Source organism: Streptomyces sp. NPDC046557 (assembly GCF_040645975.1).
Classification (GTDB): Bacteria; Actinomycetota; Actinomycetes; order Streptomycetales; family Streptomycetaceae; genus Streptomyces.
In genome coordinates this window covers 311,205-328,694 of the sequence record NZ_JBEYZH010000002.1, presented here as the reverse complement: position 1 = coordinate 328,694, position 17,490 = coordinate 311,205, and the positions used below count along the sequence as shown (strand labels likewise).

Below are 17,490 nucleotides of genomic sequence, written 5' to 3'. Positions count from 1 at the left end.
GCTCGTAATGGTGTGGAACGGCCGGTCGGGAGCCGCCTAGGGTGGCGGACATGACCGGCCTTCCTGTTCCCGTTCCCGGGGTGAGCGTCCGCGTGGTCAAGCAGACCGGCTGCGGACCGTACGCCTACGTCGTCGTCGACTTCGAGCCGCCCGGCCCCGGCGGCGAGACGGAGTTCCTGCACACCGTGCCCGCGTCGCGGCTGCCCCACGAGTTCCTGCCCGCCGTGTGGGAGGGCATCCGGGAAGGGCTCGACGGGGTGGCGGCGAGCGTGCTGCTCACCGACGGGGGATTCCACGAGATCGACTCCCGCGACGAGGGCTACCGGGAGGCCGGCCGGTACGCGGGCCGGGCCGCGCTCGCGGGCGCGGGGCTCGGGCCGCCGGTGGAGGGCTGGGGCCGGCAGGTCGTCGTGCACTACCCCGGAAAGCCCCGACCGGAGCCGAAGTCGGAGCCGAAGTCGGAGCGTGAGCCGAAGTCGGAGCCGTAGGGCCGGGGGTGGGGCGGTCAGTCGCCGGACGGCCCCCGGAGGCCGTGCATCAGGAGGGCGGTGAAGGTGGCCACCCACAGCTCGTCCACCGGTTCACAGCTCACCAGCGCCCGGTGCACCACCGTGCCCGCGATCACGTCGAAGATCAGGTCGGTGGTGTGCCCGGTGAGGGACTCGTCCTCCTCGTACGGGAGTTCCCCGCGGGCCTGCGCGCGTTCGCGGCCCAGTACGACGAGACGTTTCTGCCGATCGACGATCGCGGACCGGATGCGATCGCGCAGCGCCGCGTCCCGGGTGGACTCGGCCACGACGGCCATCAGGGCCGTACGTGCCTCCGGCCGTCGCAGCAGCTGCGCGAACTGGAGCACCACGTACTCGATGTCGGCTTCCAGCGAGCCCCGGTCGGGGAGTTCCAGCGCGTCGAAGAGCTCCGCGACCGCGTCCACCACCAGCTCGTTCTTGCCCGCCCAGCGCCGGTAGAGGGTGGTCTTGGCGACTCCGGCCCGGGCCGAGACGTCGCCCATCGTCAGCTTCGACCAGCCCAGCTCCACCAGCGCCTCCCGGGTCGCCGCCAGGATCGCGGCGTCCGCCGCCGCGCTGCGGGGGCGGCCGGTGCGACCGGGCGGGGGGCTGGTGCCGGGGCTGGGGTTGCGCATGGCCGAGACCATACCCGCCAGTAGCGGAATGGCCGGCCCCGCTGACGCTGTGGTTCAGATCACGATCCCCGGACGGTCGACAGGGCATGGCGGCGAGTTACGCTACGGCTCGTAGCGTAAGAGCGACAACCACGCGAAGCTACAGGCGCCAGGTGGGGACCCGGCGTCGCACGACGGAACACCGGCGCGGGAATTTCCGGGCCGGCTTGTCCGATCCTTTTCGTCGGCGCGCGCACACGGGGGAGGATGTACGCATGCAGCCCAGAAACATGTCCATGAGCGGCGTCGTCGACCTCGCCGCGGTGAAGGCGGCCGCCGACGCCAAGGCGAAGGCCGAGCAGGCGCGCGCCGCGTCCGCCCGGCAGGGCGGCGGCGCCGGCGCCGCGTCCGCCGGCGCCGTACCGCCGTCCGCACTCGTCATCGACGTAGACGAGGCCGCCTTCGACAGCACCGTCATCAGCCTCTCCGACCAGGTACCGGTCGTCCTCGACTTCTGGGCCGAGTGGTGCGAGCCGTGCAAGCAGCTCGGTCCGCTGCTGGAGCGGCTGACCGTCGAGGCGAACGGCCGGCTCGTGCTGGCGAAGATCGACGTCGACGCCAACCAGACGCTGATGCAGCAGTTCGGCATCCAGGGCATCCCGGCGGTCTTCGCCGTGGTGGCCGGCCAGGTCTTGCCCCTGTTCCAGGGCGCGGCCCCGGAGCAGGAGATCCGCGCGACGCTGGCCCAGCTGGTCCAGGTAGCCGAGGAGCGCTTCGGGCTGCTCGGCCTCCAGGTCGACCCGGCCGCCGAGGGTGCCCCGGCCACGACCGCGGCGTCCGCCGGTCCCGCCGCCGGCCCGTACGACGCGCTGCTGGAGGCGGCGGTCGTGGCGCTGGACGCCGGTGACCTCGCCGGAGCGGTGCAGGCGTACAAGAACGTACTGGTCGACGACCCGGGCAACACCGAGGCGAAGCTGGGCCTGGCCCAGGCCGCACTGCTCTCCCGGGTGCAGCAGATGAACCCGCAGGAGGTGCGCGCGGCGGCGGCCGAGAACCCGAAGGACCCGCAGGCGCAGATCGCCGCCGCGGACCTCGACCTGGTCGGCGGTCACGTGGAGGACGCCTTCGCGCGACTGGTCGACACCGTGCGCGTCACGTTCGGTGAGGACCGGGACGCCGTGCGCGTGCGGCTGCTGGAGCTGTTCGAGGTGATCGGGGCAGACGACCCGAGGGTGTCGGCGGCCCGCACGGCGCTGGCCCGGGTGCTCTTCTAGGCCGGTCCCGACGGCCGTGTCGTGGGTGGCGTCGTTCTGGGCGCCACCGACGATTTGTTGACACGGAGATAAACAGCGGCCGCGCTTTGCCAAAACTTGGCAATCGCGGCTGCTGTTACTCCCAGTAAATCGAACCCCGTGTTCTGTCCGGTTGGTTCCGCTTCCTCCTCATTGTCGTGGCCCTGGGTAACACCCTGTGTTGCCGCCCGACGACGGCGCGACCCACTGTGGTTATCCAGCCGTTACCCGCCAGTAACGAACCCCCTTGTGTACCGGCCTGGAATGGACCACGATCGGCGACGCTCGGTCCTTCCCGCAGAGCCGCTCATCCGGAGCCGCGGTGAGGGTCCCCACCGAGCCGGCCGGTGGCAATGGCACCGGCCGTGGGACAGGGGGGTCTTCGCCGCACCGGCGGAGCCTGTCCTCCTGGTTGCGCGAACGCGTGGCCCAGTGGTTGTCGCTCGGGGGTGAACGCCGGTGTACGCGACGCGGCTCCGCCGCGGCGGGGCCGCCTGCGCTCCTTCCCGAGGACGTAGCACTTCTCCCATCCCAGGACGGGCACGGCCCGGACCGGAGATGTACGTCCGAGAAGGAGGAACAAGATGAGTTCTCAGGTTCGTGGCGGGACCAGATGGAAGCGCTTCGCGCTCGTCATGGTGCCGAGCATCGCGGCCACGGCCGCGGTCGGTGTCGGTCTGGCGCAGGGTGCCCTCGCGGCATCCTTCAGCGTCTCCGGCCAGGACTTCAAGGTCTCGGCCGACAAGCTGGACGGTGACGACCTGCTGCAGTACGGCAGCGTCGCCAAGGGCAAGGGTCTCGACGGCAAGGACGCGGCGCACCCGGTCACGATCTCCGGGTTCCGGCACGCCGAGATCACCAACATGTGCCAGTCGCTGGTCACGCCGATCCCCGGGCTCGGCGCCATCACGATGAAGCTCCAAACCGGCAACAAGGGCAAGCCGGCGGTCGCGGAGAACATCTACCTGGATGTCGCCGAGCTCGACACCGACGCCACGTTCACCAACCTGGACATCGGTGTCGCGGTGGACGCGGCGGCCGACAAGGACCACCCCACCGCGCCGCAGGCCGGCACGGTGGCCAACGGTGCCCTGTTCTCGCAGCGCGCCAAGAAGGCCGTGCTGACGAACGTGCGCCAGAAGGCGTGGGCGACGACGGCGGGCACCTTCACGCTGCCCGACCTGAAGCTGCGTCTGCTCAGCGGTGACCAGCCGTGCTACCAGGACGAGAAGTAGTCACTCCTGGCAGGTGACCGGTAGAGGCGGGCGGTGGCGGCCGTCGCCGCCCGTCCCTCCGCGCACCACAGAGTTCTCCGTACCACCGTTTCCAGGGAGCTGTTGTCCATGAACCCCCAGGCCCCGGTTCGCGCCGCAGACGACGCTTGGCTCACCGTGGTGTACTACCGCTTCCGCGCCTGGAGGGGTGGCCGGCCCTTCTGGGCGGGCCTCTTCACTCTCATCGGCGGCTTTCCCATCGCGTACTTCCCCTACGCGGACCTCCGGCTGGGCAACATCACCATCGCCATGGCGACCACCGCGGGCGCGGGCTCGCTGATCATCGGCATCCTGCTGATGACCCTCGGCGTGGCCCTCTGGTTCCAGCAGGGCATCCGGGTCTTCGCCGGTGTGGCGTCGATCCTCCTCGCCCTGGTGTCCCTGCCGGTTTCCAACCTCGGCGGCTTCTTCATCGGCTTCCTGTTCTCGCTGCTCGGCGGCGCGCTCGCGCTGTCGTGGGCACCGGGCAAGCCGGTAGATCCCGAGGCCGACGGCGCGACGGACCACCAGGAGGCGTTCGCGGACGCCCCAGTGGGCGGCGTCCCCGGCCCCCGCGGCACGGAAACGGCCTACCCGAGCTACCCGAGCTACCCGAGCGAGACGACTGCCCACGCCGATGGCGGGAGGAACAGTGCGGGGTGACGAGACGCAGCAGGGCGTGGTCCCTGACGCGCAGTCCCGCGAAAGAAGGGGGCCGCGCCACGCGGCGCCCCGGAAGTCGCTGCTGAACAAGATCCAGATACCCGTCGGCAAGACGATGGCGCTGGCGGCGATGCCGACGGCCGTGTTCGTCGGGATGGGCCTCGCCCCGAAGCTGGCCCTGGCCGACGACAAGGACATCCCCTTCGCGCCCGGCCCGTGCGTGACCCGCTCCGACGAGCCCACGCCGTCGGCGTCCCCGACGCCGTCCGACTCGGCCTCCCCCGCCGCCTCGCCCTCGCCCGGCGCGTCCGCCTCGCCCGGCGCGAGCGCCGTCCCGAAGCCCGGGCCCACTCCGTCGGCGTCGAAGCCGGCCGCGGAGGCACCGAAGTCGGTGCCGAAGCAGAGCACCCCGCAGTCCTCTTCTCCCACGCCCTCGGCCTCCGCGCCGACGAAGCCGAAGAACCCCCTGGACCCGCTGGGTGTCGGGGACGCCCTCTCGGGCCTCGTCGGGGGGCTCACCAAGCCCCTCCAGGACGCGAAGCAGCCGGCCACCCCGGCGACGCCGGCGCCCACCAAGACGGCCACGCCCGCCCCCGACCCCTCCGCGGACGCGATCCGCGAGGCGGCCAAGAAGGCGGGCGCCTCGGTCCAGGAGCTGCCGCAGGACGTCAAGGACACGGCGAAGACCCCCAAGGACGAGACGGGCAAGACGGCCGACGCGACATCCACGGCTTCTCCGTCCCCGTCCGGCTCCCCCTCGGCGACGAAGGACGCGAACGGGAAGGAACCCTTCCCCTGCCCGACCTACGACGCCAAGGCTCTCGCCGACGCCTCCCTGGAACAGGGCATCCCGCTGCTGCCGGACGAGCCGTGGTACCTCGACAGCTCCCTGCTGACCCTCTACGGCCTGGACTACGCGGGCATCGTGGAGGTGAAGACGGCGGGCGGCAAGACCAAGAAGGTCCTCAAGTTCACCGCGGACTCGCTGGACATCAAGGACCTCTACCAAACGGTCGGGAAGACGGGCAACGTCGCCCACCTCAAGTCCCGCCCCGGCTCGACCTCCACGATCCGCGGCGGCAAGGTGACGATGTACACCGAGAGCCTCAAGGGGAACCTCTTCGGGCTGATCCCGATCGAGTTCACCCCGAACTCCCCGCCGCCCCTGAACGTCCCCTTCGCGTTCTTCACGAACGTCAAGGTCGTCCAGGCCGGCCAGTTCGGCGGCAACCTCACGGTCCCGGGCCTCCACAACTACGTCGGCCCGCCCGAGCGGTAGTCCGACCCGTGTCGTACACGACCGCGGCCCGCACCCCCCGTTCCGGGAGGTGCGGGCCGCGGTCTCTCGTGGGCCGGCGCCCACGGCGCGCCCGGTACACCGAGGGCGGCGCCCAGGTCCCCGGGAGGGGGTGGGCGCCGCCCTCGGTCTCTGTGCGGCAGAGGTGAGCGGGGTGGGTCAGGCGGCGGGGTTGCCGCCGAGGTGGTGGACGCGGACCATGTTGGTCGTGCCCGGGACGCCGGGGGGCGAGCCGGCCGTGATGATCATGGTGTCGCCGGCGTTGTAGCGGCCGAGCTTGAGCAGCTCACCGTCCACCAGGTCGACCATCGCGTCCGTGGTGTCCACGTGCGGGACGATGTAGGACTCGACGCCCCAGCTCAGCGTGAGCTGGTTGCGGGTGTTCTGGTCCGTGGTGAAGGCCAGGATCGGCTGCTGCACGCGGTAGCGGGAGAGCCGCCGGGCCGTGTCGCCGGACTGCGTGAAGGCGATCAGCGCCTTGCCGCCGAGGAAGTCGGCGATCTCGCAGGCCGCGCGGGCGACGGAGCCGCCCTGCGTACGGGGCTTCTTGCCCGGGACCAGCGGCTGGAGGCCCTTGGAGAGGAGCTCCTCCTCGGCCGCCGCGACGATCTTCGACATCGTCTTGACGGTCTCGATCGGGTAGGCGCCCACCGAGGACTCCGCCGAGAGCATGACCGCGTCCGCGCCGTCCAGGATCGCGTTGGCGACGTCGGACGCCTCCGCGCGGGTCGGGCGGGAGTTCGTGATCATCGACTCCATCATCTGGGTCGCGACGATCACCGGCTTGGCGTTGCGGCGGCACATCTCGATGAGCCGCTTCTGCACCATCGGGACCTTCTCGAGCGGGTACTCGACGGCCAGGTCGCCACGGGCCACCATGACCGCGTCGAAGGCGTCCACCACGGCGGCCATGTTCTCGACGGCCTGCGGCTTCTCCACCTTGGCGATGACGGGGACCCGGCGGCCGACCTCGTCCATCACCTTGTGGACGTCCTTGACGTCGCTGGCGTCCCGCACGAAGGACAGGGCGACCATGTCGCAGCCCATCCGCAGCGCGAAGCGCAGGTCGTCGATGTCCTTCTCCGACAGGGCCGGCACGTTCACGGCCGCACCGGGCAGGTTGATGCCCTTGTGGTCCGAGATGACACCGCCCTCGATGACGATGGTCTTGACGCGGACGGCGTCGACCTCGGTCACCCGGAGCTCGACGTTGCCGTCGTTGATCAGGATCGGGTCGCCCTTGGCGACGTCGCCCGGCAGGCCCTTGTAGGTCGTGCCGCAGATGGACTTGTCGCCCGGGACGTCCTCGACGGTGATGGTGAACTCGTCACCGCGCACCAGCTCGACGGGACCTTCGGCGAAGGTCTCCAGTCGGATCTTCGGGCCCTGGAGGTCGGCGAGGACGCCGACCGCGCGCCCGGTGTCCTCGGAGACCTTCCGGACGCGGTCGTACCGCTCCTGGTGTTCTGCCTGGGATCCGTGGCTGAAGTTGAATCGGGCCACGTTCATGCCTGCCTCGATGAGCGCTTTCAGCTGCTCATACGAGTCGACGGCGGGGCCCAGCGTGCAGACGATTTTGGAACGGCGCATGGAGCGGATCCTATCGGTTTGTTTCGTAGCGGAATATTCCGTCTGGTGGAAAGTCCAAGTGACTACCGGGTAACCAGCGCGTAGACCTGAGTGGCGATCTCCAGCTCCTCATCCGTCGGTACCACGGCCACGGCGACCCGGGCGTCCTGCGCCGAGATCAGCCGTGGCCGCGACGAGCGCACCGCGTTGGCCTCCGGGTCGAGCGCCAGGCCCAGTTCGGCCAGCCCGTCCACCGCAGCTTCCCGGACCTGGTGGGCGTTCTCGCCGACCCCGGCCGTGAACGTCACCGCGTCCACCCGCCCGAGCACCGCCGAGTAGGCGCCGATGTACTTCTTCAGCCGGTGGACGTATGCGGCGAACGCCATCGACGCCGCCTCGTCCCCCTCGCCCGCGCGCCGCAGCACCTCGCGCATGTCGTTGTCCCCGCACATGCCCAGCAGACCGCTCTTCTTGTTCAGGAGCGAATCGATCTCATCCACCGAGAGGCCGCCTACCCGCGCCAGGTGGAAGATCACGGCCGGATCGAGGTCACCCGACCGGGTTCCCATGACCAGGCCCTCCAGTGGGGTCAGCCCCATCGACGTCTCCACGCACACCCCGCCCCGGACTGCCGAGGCCGAGGCGCCGTTGCCCAGGTGCAGCACGATCACGTTGACGTCCTCCACCGGCCTGCCCAGCAGGGCGGCCGTCGCTCGCGACACGTAGGCGTGGGACGTGCCGTGGAACCCGTACCGCCGGACGGCGTACTTCCGCGCCGTCTCGGCGTCGATCGCGTACCGGGCCGCGTACTCCGGCAGCGTCGAGTGGAACGCCGTGTCGAAGACGGCCACCTGCGGGAGGTCGGCGCGCAGCGAGCGGGCCACCTCGATGCCGGTGACGTTGGCCGGGTTGTGCAGCGGGGCCAGCGGGATCAGGCTGCGGATCTCCGCCAGCACGTCCTCGTCGATCACCGTCGGCCGGGTGAACCGGGTCCCGCCGTGCACCACCCGGTGACCCACGGCGGCGAGTTCGGGGGAGTCCAGCCCCGTCCCGTCGGCGGCCAGCTCCGCCGCGACCGCCTTCAGCGCGACCTCGTGGTCGGCGATCGCCCCGACGCGTTCCCGCTTGCCGCCGTCGGCGCCGGGTCCGGTCAGCGGCTCGTGCACGAGGCGGGAGCTCCCCTCGCCGATCCGCTCGACCAGGCCCACCGCGAGGCGGGAGGAGTCGGCCATGTCGAGGAGCTGGTACTTGAGCGAGGACGAGCCGGAGTTGAGGACGAGGATGCGTGATGCGGTCACAGGTGCGGATGCCTTCTCTGGTGAGGGTGGTCGAAGAGGGACGTACGGGCCGGCCGGCCGAGCGCCACGGCCACGGTTACCGCTACGGCCGGGACGGCGAGGGAGCGGGCGACTGGGCCTGGATCGCCGTGATCGCCACCGTCGTGACGATGTCCTGGACCAGGGCGCCGCGCGACAGGTCGTTGACCGGCTTGCGCAGCCCCTGGAGCACCGGACCGACCGCCACGGCGCCCGCCGAGCGCTGGACGGCCTTGTACGTGTTGTTGCCCGTGTTGAGGTCGGGGAAGATCAGCACGCTCGCCCGGCCGGCCACCTCCGACCCCGGCAGCTTCGTCGCGGCGACGGAGGGCTCGACCGCGGCGTCGTACTGGATCGGCCCCTCGATCAGCAGGTCGGGCCGCTGCTCGCGGACGATCTCGGTGGCCTTGCGGACCTTCTCCACGTCCGCGCCGGTGCCGGACGTGCCGGTCGAGTACGAGAGCATCGCGATCCGCGGCTCGACACCGAAGGCGGCGGCGGTGGCGGCGGACTGGACGGCGATGTCGGCGAGCTGCTCCGCGCCCGGGTCCGGGTTGACCGCGCAGTCCCCGTAAACCAGCACCTGGTCGGCCAGGCACATGAAGAAGACGGAGGAGACGATGGACGCTTCCGGCTTGGTCTTGATGATCTCGAAGGCGGGGCGGATGGTCGCGGCGGTGGAGTGGACGGCGCCGGAGACCATGCCGTCGGCCAGGCCCTCCTGGACCATGAGGGTGCCGAAGTAGTTGACGTCGGTGACCACGTCGTTGGCCAGCTCGACGGTCATGCCCTTGTGGGCGCGGGCCTGGGCGTAGTACTCGGCGAAACGTTCCCGCAGCGGGGAGGTGGCCGGGTCGATCAGCTGGGCGCCGGAGATGTCGATGCCCAGGTCGGCGGCCTTCTTGAGGATCGCCGGCTCCTCGCCGAGCAGGGTCAGGTCGCAGACCCCGCGCCGCAGCACCACGTCCGCGGCGCGCAGCACGCGCTCCTCGGTGCCCTCGGGCAGCACGACCCGGCGGCGCTCGGAGCGGGCGCGCTCCAGCAGCTCGTTCTCGAACATCATCGGCGTGACCCGCTCGGAGCGGGCCACCGACAGCAGGTCGCGCAGCTCGGCGGTGTCCACGTGCCGCTCGAACAGGCCGAGCGCGGTCTCCAGCTTGCGCGGGGTCGCGGAGTTCAAACGGCTCTGGAGCGAGAAGAGTTCCGCGGCGGTGGGGAAGCTGTTCCCGGCCACCGACACCACGGGCGTACCGGGCGCCAGCTTCGAGGCCAGCGTCAGGATGTCCCGGCCCGGGCGTTCGTTGAGCGTCAGCAGGATCCCGGCGATCGGCGGGGTGCCGGAGGTGTGCGCGGCCAGCGCGCCGATCACCAGGTCGGAGCGGTCCCCGGGGGTGACGACCAAACAGCCGGGGGTCAGCGCGCCCAGGAAGTTCGGCAGCATCGCGCCGCCGAAGACGAAGTCGAGGGCGTCGCGCGCCAGCCCGGCGTCGTCCCCCAGCAGTACCTCGCCGCCGAGCGCCCGGGTGATCTCGGCGACCGTCGGGGCGGAGAGGGACTTCTCGTCGGGCAGGACGTAGCAGGGCACGGGCAGGCGGGCGGCCAGCCACTCGGCTATGACGTCCCGGTCCTCGGCGGCGACCCGGTTGACCGCCATCGCGACCACGTGACAGCCCAGGCCCTCGTACGCCCGGTAGGCGTTGCGGGCCTCCGCGCGGACGGCCTCGGCGGAGTGCTTCGTACCGCCCACCACGGGCACGACCACGGCCCCCAGCTCGTTGGCGAGGCGGGCGTTCAGCGCGAGCTCGTCCGGCAGGTTCGTGTCGGCGTAGTCGGTGCCCAGCACCAGCATGACCTCGTAGTCGCGGGCCACCCGGTGGTAGCGGTCGACGAGCCGCGAGACCAGCTCGTCCGTACCCTTCTCGGCGAGGACGGCCGACGCCTCCTGGTACTCCATGCCGTGGGCGGACGCCGCGTCCTGGTCTATCCGGTAGCGGGCCTTCAGGAGGTCGAAGAGCCGGTCGGGACCGTCGTGCAGCAGCGGACGGTAGACGCCCACCCGGCCCGTCTGCCGGGCCAGCAGCTCCATGATCCCCAGCTCGACGACCTGTCGGCCGTCCCCCCGGTCGATACCGGTCACGTACACGCTGCGCGTCACGCGTGCTCTCCGTCCATGTGTCGCCCCCGGAGCCGCTCAGACGGCCCCCGGCGGATCTCCGAGTCGGTTGTCCCAGTTGGTGTGGGCTTGACCTCTTGACAATACCTCTGCGTGTAGCTAAGGCGCAGGCCGGGAAAGGGCCCGGCCGGGAGGGCCTAAAGGCCCGACGGGGCCGGGGGCGCGATGAGCGCCTCCCCCCGCCCCCGTGGAAGAATCGGACAAGGCTTCAGTAATACGTCCTTCACATGTACGGCCGCCCGCCCGCACGCGCACGGCCAGGTACGACCAGGAGCAGGAGACACAGCACGATGCGTATCGGAGTTCTCACCGCAGGCGGCGACTGCCCGGGGCTGAACGCCGTCATCCGTTCGGTCGTACACCGCGCGCTGGTCGGACACGGGGACGAAGTCATCGGCTTCGAGGACGGCTTCAAGGGTCTGCTCGACGGCCACTACCGCCCCCTGGACATCAACGCGGTCAGCGGCATCCTGGCCCGCGGCGGGACGATCCTCGGTTCGGCCCGCATGGAGCGCGCCCGACTGCACGAAGCCGCCGAGCACGCGCAGGAATTGTCCACACGGTACGGTCTCGACGCGCTGATCCCGATCGGCGGCGAGGGCACGCTGACCGCCGCCCGGATGCTCGCGGACGCCGGGATGCCGGTCGTCGGGGTACCGAAGACCATCGACAACGACATCTCCTCCACCGACCGCACCTTCGGGTTCGACACCGCCGTGATGGTCGCCACCGAGGCCATCGACCGCCTCAAGACCACCGCCGAGTCCCACCAGCGGGTCATGGTGGTCGAGGTCATGGGCCGGCACGCCGGCTGGATCGCCCTGGAGTCCGGCATGGCCGGCGGCGCCCACGGGATCTGCCTGCCGGAGCGCCCGTTCGAGGTGGACGCCCTGGTGAAGATGGTGGAGGAACGCTTCTCCCGTGGCAAGAAGTTCGCGGTCATCTGCGTCGCCGAGGGCGCGCACCCGGCCGAGGGCTCCATGCCGTACGAGAAGGGCGCCATCGACGCGTACGGGCACGAGCGCTTCGCCGGCATCGGCAACCGCCTGGCCGTCGAGCTGGAACACCGCCTGGGCAAGGAGGCCCGCCCGGTCATCCTGGGCCACGTCCAGCGCGGTGGCACGCCGACGGCGTACGACCGCGTCCTCGCGACCCGCTTCGGCTGGCACGCCGTCGAGGCCGTGCACCGCGGCGACTTCGGGAACATGACCGCCCTGCGCGGCACCGACATCGTCATGGCCCCCCTGGCCTCGGCCGTCACCGAGCTCAAGCGGGTCCCCGACCACCGCATGTACGAGGCCGAGTCGGTCTTCTGACGGCGCGGGCCATAGGGAAACAGGGGCAGGGGGACGGGCGCGGGGGCCGTGGGAACACGCGGGGCGTCCTACCCGGCGCCCCCGGCCACCGCCCAGAACCGGTCCACGATCTCCGCGAGGTACTCCCGGCCGGCGTCCCCCGTCGCCCCCGCGCCCCCGCCGCCGCCCCAGCTCAAGGTGGCGACCATCCGCGACTGGTACTCGCCGTGCATCTTCTCCAGCGCCCGGTCCAGGTTCGCCCGGGGCACCGGCAACAGCTTCGCGAGCGGCTTCCCGTACGCCTGCCAGCGCGTGGTCACCGCACTGCGCAACATCTCGGCCAGCTCCTGCTCCTTGCCGGTCGCCGTCACGAACTGGGCCAGCGTCAGCCCCAGTGTCGAGGCGAGGGCGGCCGACTGCCGCTCGTTGCCCTTCCAGCGGCCGGAGTCCTCCATCTTCTGGTACGCGTTCGTCTCCAGTCCGATGCGCCGGGCCAGGTCGTCGGGGGCCAGACCGCGGGCGATCCGGTGCTCCCTCAAGGTCACGGGCTCGGCGAGCAGTTCGCCGGGGGCGCACCACAGCACGCCGGCGAGCGCCGTGAGTTCGGCGGACGAGGGCGAGATCTCGCCGCGCTCCCACGCCATCACGGTCTCGGGCGCGACCGTCAGGCCGTACTGGGCGCGCAGGCCGTAGGCGACATGACCGGGAGCCATGCCCAGGGCCGCGCGGAGACGACGCGCGGCGGGGGCATTGAAAGGGGGGCTGGAATGCACAGGCCACACGGTAGGAGTCACCAAGGGGTGGCGACTACAGACCATTCAAACAAGCCCATAACTCGTAGGAACGTCCTATGGAGTTCGGCGCTTTGGGCGGGTTTCCCGGCGACCGTCCGGTAATCGGAGAGGGTAAAGATCCAATTTCAGCGTACGGATCAGGCCACTCCATTTCAGCGGTATCGGAACAAAGGGCGAGTGATACCCGTCACAGGTCGTGAACCGGCCGGCGCTCCCCTGCGTGATCCATACCGGGGCCCTCGCATACGGGGGTGGCGAGGGCCCCGAAAGCCCCTTGCCTTGACGTCGGCGTCAAGGCTTACGGTCTCGGCATGCGAATCGGTGAACTGGCGGAGCGCGCCGGAACCAGCACGCGGACCCTGCGCTACTACGAGGCCCGCGGCCTCCTCCCGGCGCGGCGCGGTGCCAACGGCCACCGCACCTACGACGAGGACGACCTGCGCCTGCTGCGCCAGATCCGGGTGCTCCAGGACTTCGGCTTCGAGCTGGAGGAGACCCGGCCCTTCGTCGACTGTCTGCGCGCCGGCCACCCCGCGGGGGACTCCTGTCCGGCCTCCCTCGCCGTCTACCGGCGCAAGCTCGCCGAGCTCGACGAGCTGATCGGCCGGCTGGCCGACGTGCGCGAGCAGGTCGCGCGGCAGCTGACCGACGCCGAGGTCGCCGCCGGGGGGAACGATCGGCCCGCATGCGAGTTGAACCCGTGAGCCGAGTCGCGCCCCCACCCGCCCTCTCCGCCTTTCGCCGCCGCTGACGACGACGAGGCGGACCGGATCGAGGTCGTCCGGATCGACGCGGACGGCGACCCCGCCACCGTCACCGGTACGGGTGCTGTCCGCGCCGACCGTGCTCGTCTTGCGGGCCGGCGGGCCGGCCGTTACGGCCTGAGCCAGATCGTCGCCATCGGCGGCAGCGTGAGGCGCAGGCTCACCGGGCGGCCCTGGGCCGACATCGGCTCGGGGCGCAGCGGCCGGAGGTGGCGCACCCCGCTGCCGCCGTACGCCTCGGAGTCCGTGTTGAGCACCTCGTGCCACTGCGCCACGTGCTCCGGCACCCCGATCCGGTAACCGTGCCGCACCACCGGGCAGAAGTTGGACACCGCGAGCAGCGGAGAGCCGTCCTGCGCGTACCGCAGGAACGCGAAGACGTTGTCGTCCGTCGCGTCCGCCTCCACCCAGGCGAAGCCCTCCGGCACGGTGTCCCGCTCCCACAGCGCCGGCGTCGCCGTATACGTGTGGTTCAGGTCGCGCACGAGGTCGCGCACCCCCCGGTGGTCACCGGCCGCCGAGTACCCGGAGTCCACCAGCCACCAGTCCGGCCCGTGCTCCTCCGACCACTCCGCCCCCTGGGCGAACTCCTGTCCCATGAACAACAGTTGCTTGCCGGGATGGGCCCACATGAAGCCCAGGTAGGCGCGGTGCGAGGCCCGCTGCTGCCACCAGTCGCCGGGCATCTTCGACACCAGCGCCCGCTTGCCGTGCACCACCTCGTCGTGCGAGATCGGCAACACGTAGTTCTCGCTGTACGCGTAGATCATCCCGAAGGTCATGTCGTGGTGGTGGTACTTGCGGTGCACCGGCTCCTTGGCCATGTAGCGCAGCGTGTCGTGCATCCAGCCCATGTTCCACTTGAGGCCGAAGCCCAGACCGCCCGCGTCCGTGGGCCGGGTCACCCCCTCCCAGGCCGTGGACTCCTCCGCGATCGTCACCACCCCCGGGCAGCGCCGGTAGACCGTCGCGTTCATCTCCTGGAGGAGCGCCACCGCGTCCCAGTTCTCCCGGCCGCCGTGCTCGTTCGGGACCCACTGGCCCTCGTCGCGCGAGTAGTCGAGGTAGAGCATCGAGGCCACCGCGTCCACCCGCAGCCCGTCGATGTGGAACTCCTGGCACCAGTACACCGCGTTGGCGACGAGGAAGTTGCGCACCTCCTTGCGCCCGTAGTCGAACTCCAGCGTCCCCCAGTCCGGGTGGGCGGCCCGCCGCGGGTCGTGGTGCTCGTACAGCGGCCGGCCGTCGAACTCCGCCAGCGCCCACTCGTCGCGCGGGAAGTGCGCCGGCACCCAGTCGACGATCACGCCGATCCCGGCCCGGTGCAGCGAGTCCACGAGGAACCGGAAGTCGTCCGGGGTGCCCATCCGCGAGGTCGGCGCGTAGTAGCCGGTGACCTGGTAGCCCCAGGAGCCGCCGAAGGGGTGCTCGGCGACGGGCATCAGCTCCACGTGCGTGAAGCCGAGCTCCCGCACGTACGCCGGGAGCTGCTCGGCGAGCTCGCGGTAGGACAGCCCCGGCCGCCAGGACGCCAGGTGCACCTCGTAGATCGACATGGGCGCCAGGTGCGCCGGCCGGGCGCCGCGCGTGGCCATCCACTCGGCGTCCTGCCACGCGTAGTGGGAGTCGGTGACGACCGAGGCGGTGGCCGGCGGGACCTCGGCGTACCGCGCCATGGGGTCGGCCCGTACCGTGTGGCCGCCGTCGGGGCGGGTGATGTCGTACTTGTAGAGAGTGCCCTCGCCGATCCCCGGCAGGAACAGCTCCCACACCCCCGTCGAACCGAGCGAGCGCATCGGGTAGGCGCCCGGGTCCCAGTACGAGAAGTCGCCCGTGACCCGCACGCCCTGCGCGTTCGGCGCCCACACCGTGAAGCGGGTGCCGGACACGCCCTGGTGTTCCATGACGCGGGAGCCGAGGGCCGTCCACAGTTCCTCGTGCCGGCCCTCGCCGATCAGGTGCAGGTCCAGCTCGCCCAGTGCGGGGAGGAACCGGTAGGGGTCGTGGACCTCGATCTCGTCGCCGTCGTACCCGACCAGCAGGCGGTACTCCGGCACCTCGGGCAGCGGCAGCAGCCCGGAGAACAGCCCGTCCCCGTCGTCGTGGAGCTCGGCCCGCAGCCCCTCGGCGATCACGGTGACGGATTTCGCGTACGGGCGCAGCGCGCGGAAGGTGACCCCGCCCGGCTCGGGGCGGGCCCCCAGCACGGCGTGCGGATCGTGGTGGCGGCCCTCCAGCAGCCGGGCCCGTTCCCCGGCGTCGAGCGCGGGGGCGGGGGCGGGGGCGACGCCCCGGGGCGCGGCGGCCCGCCGGGCCCGTGGCGCACGAGCCTTCGGCGCCGGCTCGGGTGCGGTGGCCGCTTTGTCGCGGACGGTCGATGACGGCTGTCGTGCGGCACTCACGCGAGCGGCCTCCTCGGGGGCTTCGGGCGGGGTTGGGGATGGGCGGCGGCGCCCGGGGCCGGCGGCAGCCTGTGGGCCGGTCGCTGCGGCTCCGAGAGCCGTCGGATCGCCGCCATCGGGACGTGCAGCCAGTCGGGGCGGTGCCGGGACTCGTAGCGGGCCTCGTACACGGCCTTGTCGGTCTCGTACGCGCGCAGCAGGACGGGGTCCTCGCGCGGGTCGCGCCCGGTGGTGCGGGCGTAGCCCTCGCAGAACGCGGCCCGGCAGTCGTCGGCCCACGCGGGGGCGAACGGCCGGTGCGAGCGGGCGGCGTAGTCGAAGGAACGCAGTATCCCGGCGATGTCGCGCACCGCCGGTTCGGGACGGCGCCGGTCGGCCAGCGGCCGGGCCGGTTCGCCCTCGAAGTCGATCAGTGCCCAGCTCCCGTCGGGTGTCCGCAGGGTCTGCCCCAGGTGCAGGTCCCCGTGGATGCGCTGGGCGGCGACCCCGGTGCCCCGGGAGGCGGCCAGCGCGTCGAACGCCCCGCGCAGCCCCGCCTCGTAGGGCAGCAGCGCGGGCACCTCCCGGGCGGTGGCGGCCAGCCGGGCCGTCATCCCGGCGGCGAGCCGGGCGGTCTGTTCCGGGTCCAGCGCCAGCGTGGGCAGGGCGTCGGCGAGCGCGCTGTGCACCTCGGCGGTGGCCCGGCCCAGCGCGTGCGCCTCGGCGGTGAAGTCGGCCCCCGCGCCGAGCCGGCGCAGCGCGAGCTGCCACCCGTCGTCGGAGCCGCGCAGGTACGGCTGGAGCACGCCCAGGGTCAGCGGTTCGGAACCGGGCAGTTCGGCCTCGTACCAGGCGACGGGCGCGGGCACCCGCGCGCAGCCGACGGCGGCCAGCGCGCGGGGCAGCTCCAGGTCCGGGTTGACCCCGGGGCCGACCCGGCGGAACACCTTGAGGATGTGCGAATCCCCGTAGATGAGCGAGGAGTTGGTCTGCTCGCCGGAGAGCGGCCGGGGGGCGGGTGCCGCCGGGATCATCGCGTGCGGGTCCCGCTCGAAGCGCAACGGGCCCAGCGCGCCCGGGGAGCGCAATCGTTCCAGCAACAGCGCCGCGAGCCGCGGATCACCGAGTCCCTCGTACACGGCGTGCCCGGCGTACGGGCCCTGTTCGGCGTACCCGATGAGCGCGGGAGCCAGTCCCGGGGGCAGGTTGGGGCGTACCCCGAGCAGCAACTGGTAGCAGTCCGAACTGCCCTCGGCGTCCACCCCGACGAGCAGGTGGAGCAGCCCGGGCGAGGCGCCGGGCGGCAGCAGTTCGACGGCCGAGACCAGCCGGAGCCGGGTGATGGGGCGTCCCTTGCCGGCGAACCAGCGCTGTCTCGGCAGCCAGGCTCGCAGCATGGGCTCCAGCGGTCCGAGCGGGACTCCTGCCAGGCTTCCCTGGCGGCTCCGGGCGGATGCAGCCTCCGACATGGCGTCGCGTCCTTTCCCCGGGCCGTCACAGAATGCGCAGAGTGTCCCGGATGGCGATGGTTGCTGTCCGGCGGTGGGCGAGTGTCGGGTCAGGATGATCC

14 protein-coding genes are annotated in these 17,490 nt (G+C 71.6%); 7 read left to right on the top strand and 7 right to left on the bottom strand.

Features of this window, described 5'->3' with window-relative positions:
- The first annotated feature begins 50 nt into the window (after nucleotides 1–50).
- Nucleotides 51–488, top strand: coding sequence for a hypothetical protein (locus tag ABZ934_RS06675; protein WP_361309283.1), 438 nt, complete (start codon nucleotides 51–53; stop codon nucleotides 486–488).
- Nucleotides 489–505: 17 nt separating this feature from the next.
- On the opposite strand, the gene ABZ934_RS06670 is transcribed toward ABZ934_RS06675, so the two are convergent.
- The gene (locus ABZ934_RS06670; RefSeq protein ID WP_361309280.1) at nucleotides 506–1,144 is read right to left on the bottom strand and encodes a TetR/AcrR family transcriptional regulator; all 639 of its coding nucleotides are present in this window, start codon (nucleotides 1,142–1,144) and stop codon (nucleotides 506–508) included.
- 254 nt (nucleotides 1,145–1,398) lie between these two features.
- Between ABZ934_RS06670 and ABZ934_RS06665 the strand changes: the two genes are divergently transcribed.
- From ABZ934_RS06665 to ABZ934_RS06650, 4 genes are all read left to right on the top strand, one after another.
- Entirely contained in the window at nucleotides 1,399–2,397 is a 999-nt protein-coding gene (locus ABZ934_RS06665; RefSeq protein ID WP_361309277.1) for a tetratricopeptide repeat protein, read from the top strand.
- A 602-nt stretch (nucleotides 2,398–2,999) separates the two neighbouring features.
- Nucleotides 3,000–3,650, top strand: a complete 651-nt coding sequence (locus tag ABZ934_RS06660; protein WP_190183474.1) for a DUF6230 family protein — start codon at nucleotides 3,000–3,002, stop codon at nucleotides 3,648–3,650.
- A gap of 108 nt (nucleotides 3,651–3,758) precedes the next feature.
- Nucleotides 3,759–4,331 (top strand): DUF6114 domain-containing protein, encoded by a 573-nt coding sequence (locus ABZ934_RS06655; protein ID WP_361309274.1) that lies wholly within the window; start codon nucleotides 3,759–3,761, stop codon nucleotides 4,329–4,331.
- On the top strand, nucleotides 4,321–5,610 hold the full coding sequence (locus tag ABZ934_RS06650) for a hypothetical protein (protein ID WP_361309271.1): 1,290 nt from the start codon (nucleotides 4,321–4,323) through the stop codon (nucleotides 5,608–5,610). Before ABZ934_RS06655 ends, ABZ934_RS06650 begins: the two co-directional genes overlap by 11 nt.
- Nucleotides 5,611–5,787: 177 nt before the next feature.
- On the opposite strand, the gene pyk is transcribed toward ABZ934_RS06650, so the two are convergent.
- The 3 genes from pyk to pta form a co-directional block, all read right to left on the bottom strand.
- Entirely contained in the window at nucleotides 5,788–7,218 is a 1,431-nt protein-coding gene (gene pyk, locus ABZ934_RS06645) for a pyruvate kinase (protein ID WP_361309269.1), read from the bottom strand.
- A 62-nt stretch (nucleotides 7,219–7,280) separates the two neighbouring features.
- Nucleotides 7,281–8,495 carry an acetate kinase gene (locus ABZ934_RS06640; protein WP_361309266.1) on the bottom strand — a complete coding sequence of 405 codons (1,215 nt, stop codon included), beginning with the start codon at nucleotides 8,493–8,495 and terminating at the stop codon, nucleotides 7,281–7,283.
- 82 nt (nucleotides 8,496–8,577) lie between these two features.
- Nucleotides 8,578–10,668: a phosphate acetyltransferase gene (gene pta, locus ABZ934_RS06635; protein WP_361309263.1), complete on the bottom strand. Its 2,091-nt coding sequence runs from the start codon at nucleotides 10,666–10,668 to the stop codon at nucleotides 8,578–8,580.
- A 308-nt stretch (nucleotides 10,669–10,976) separates the two neighbouring features.
- On the opposite strand from pta, the gene ABZ934_RS06630 reads away from it, so the two are divergent.
- The gene (locus ABZ934_RS06630) at nucleotides 10,977–12,002 is read left to right on the top strand and encodes an ATP-dependent 6-phosphofructokinase (protein WP_361309261.1); all 1,026 of its coding nucleotides are present in this window, start codon (nucleotides 10,977–10,979) and stop codon (nucleotides 12,000–12,002) included.
- 68 nt (nucleotides 12,003–12,070) lie between these two features.
- On the opposite strand, the gene ABZ934_RS06625 is transcribed toward ABZ934_RS06630, so the two are convergent.
- Entirely contained in the window at nucleotides 12,071–12,799 is a 729-nt protein-coding gene (locus tag ABZ934_RS06625; protein WP_361309258.1) for a helix-turn-helix transcriptional regulator, read from the bottom strand.
- A 287-nt stretch (nucleotides 12,800–13,086) separates the two neighbouring features.
- Here ABZ934_RS06625 and ABZ934_RS06620 point away from each other — a divergent pair, with 287 nt between their 5' ends.
- The gene (locus ABZ934_RS06620; protein ID WP_361309256.1) at nucleotides 13,087–13,479 is read left to right on the top strand and encodes a MerR family transcriptional regulator; all 393 of its coding nucleotides are present in this window, start codon (nucleotides 13,087–13,089) and stop codon (nucleotides 13,477–13,479) included.
- Between the two features lie 170 nt (nucleotides 13,480–13,649).
- Here ABZ934_RS06620 and glgB read toward each other — a convergent pair whose 3' ends face one another.
- Entirely contained in the window at nucleotides 13,650–15,941 is a 2,292-nt protein-coding gene (gene glgB / locus ABZ934_RS06615) for a 1,4-alpha-glucan branching enzyme (RefSeq protein WP_361309253.1), read from the bottom strand.
- A complete protein-coding gene (locus ABZ934_RS06610) occupies nucleotides 15,938–17,389 on the bottom strand; it encodes a maltokinase (RefSeq protein ID WP_361309250.1) in 1,452 nt (483 codons plus the stop codon). Before ABZ934_RS06610 ends, glgB begins: the two co-directional genes overlap by 4 nt.
- Nucleotides 17,390–17,490: the final 101 nt, after the last annotated feature.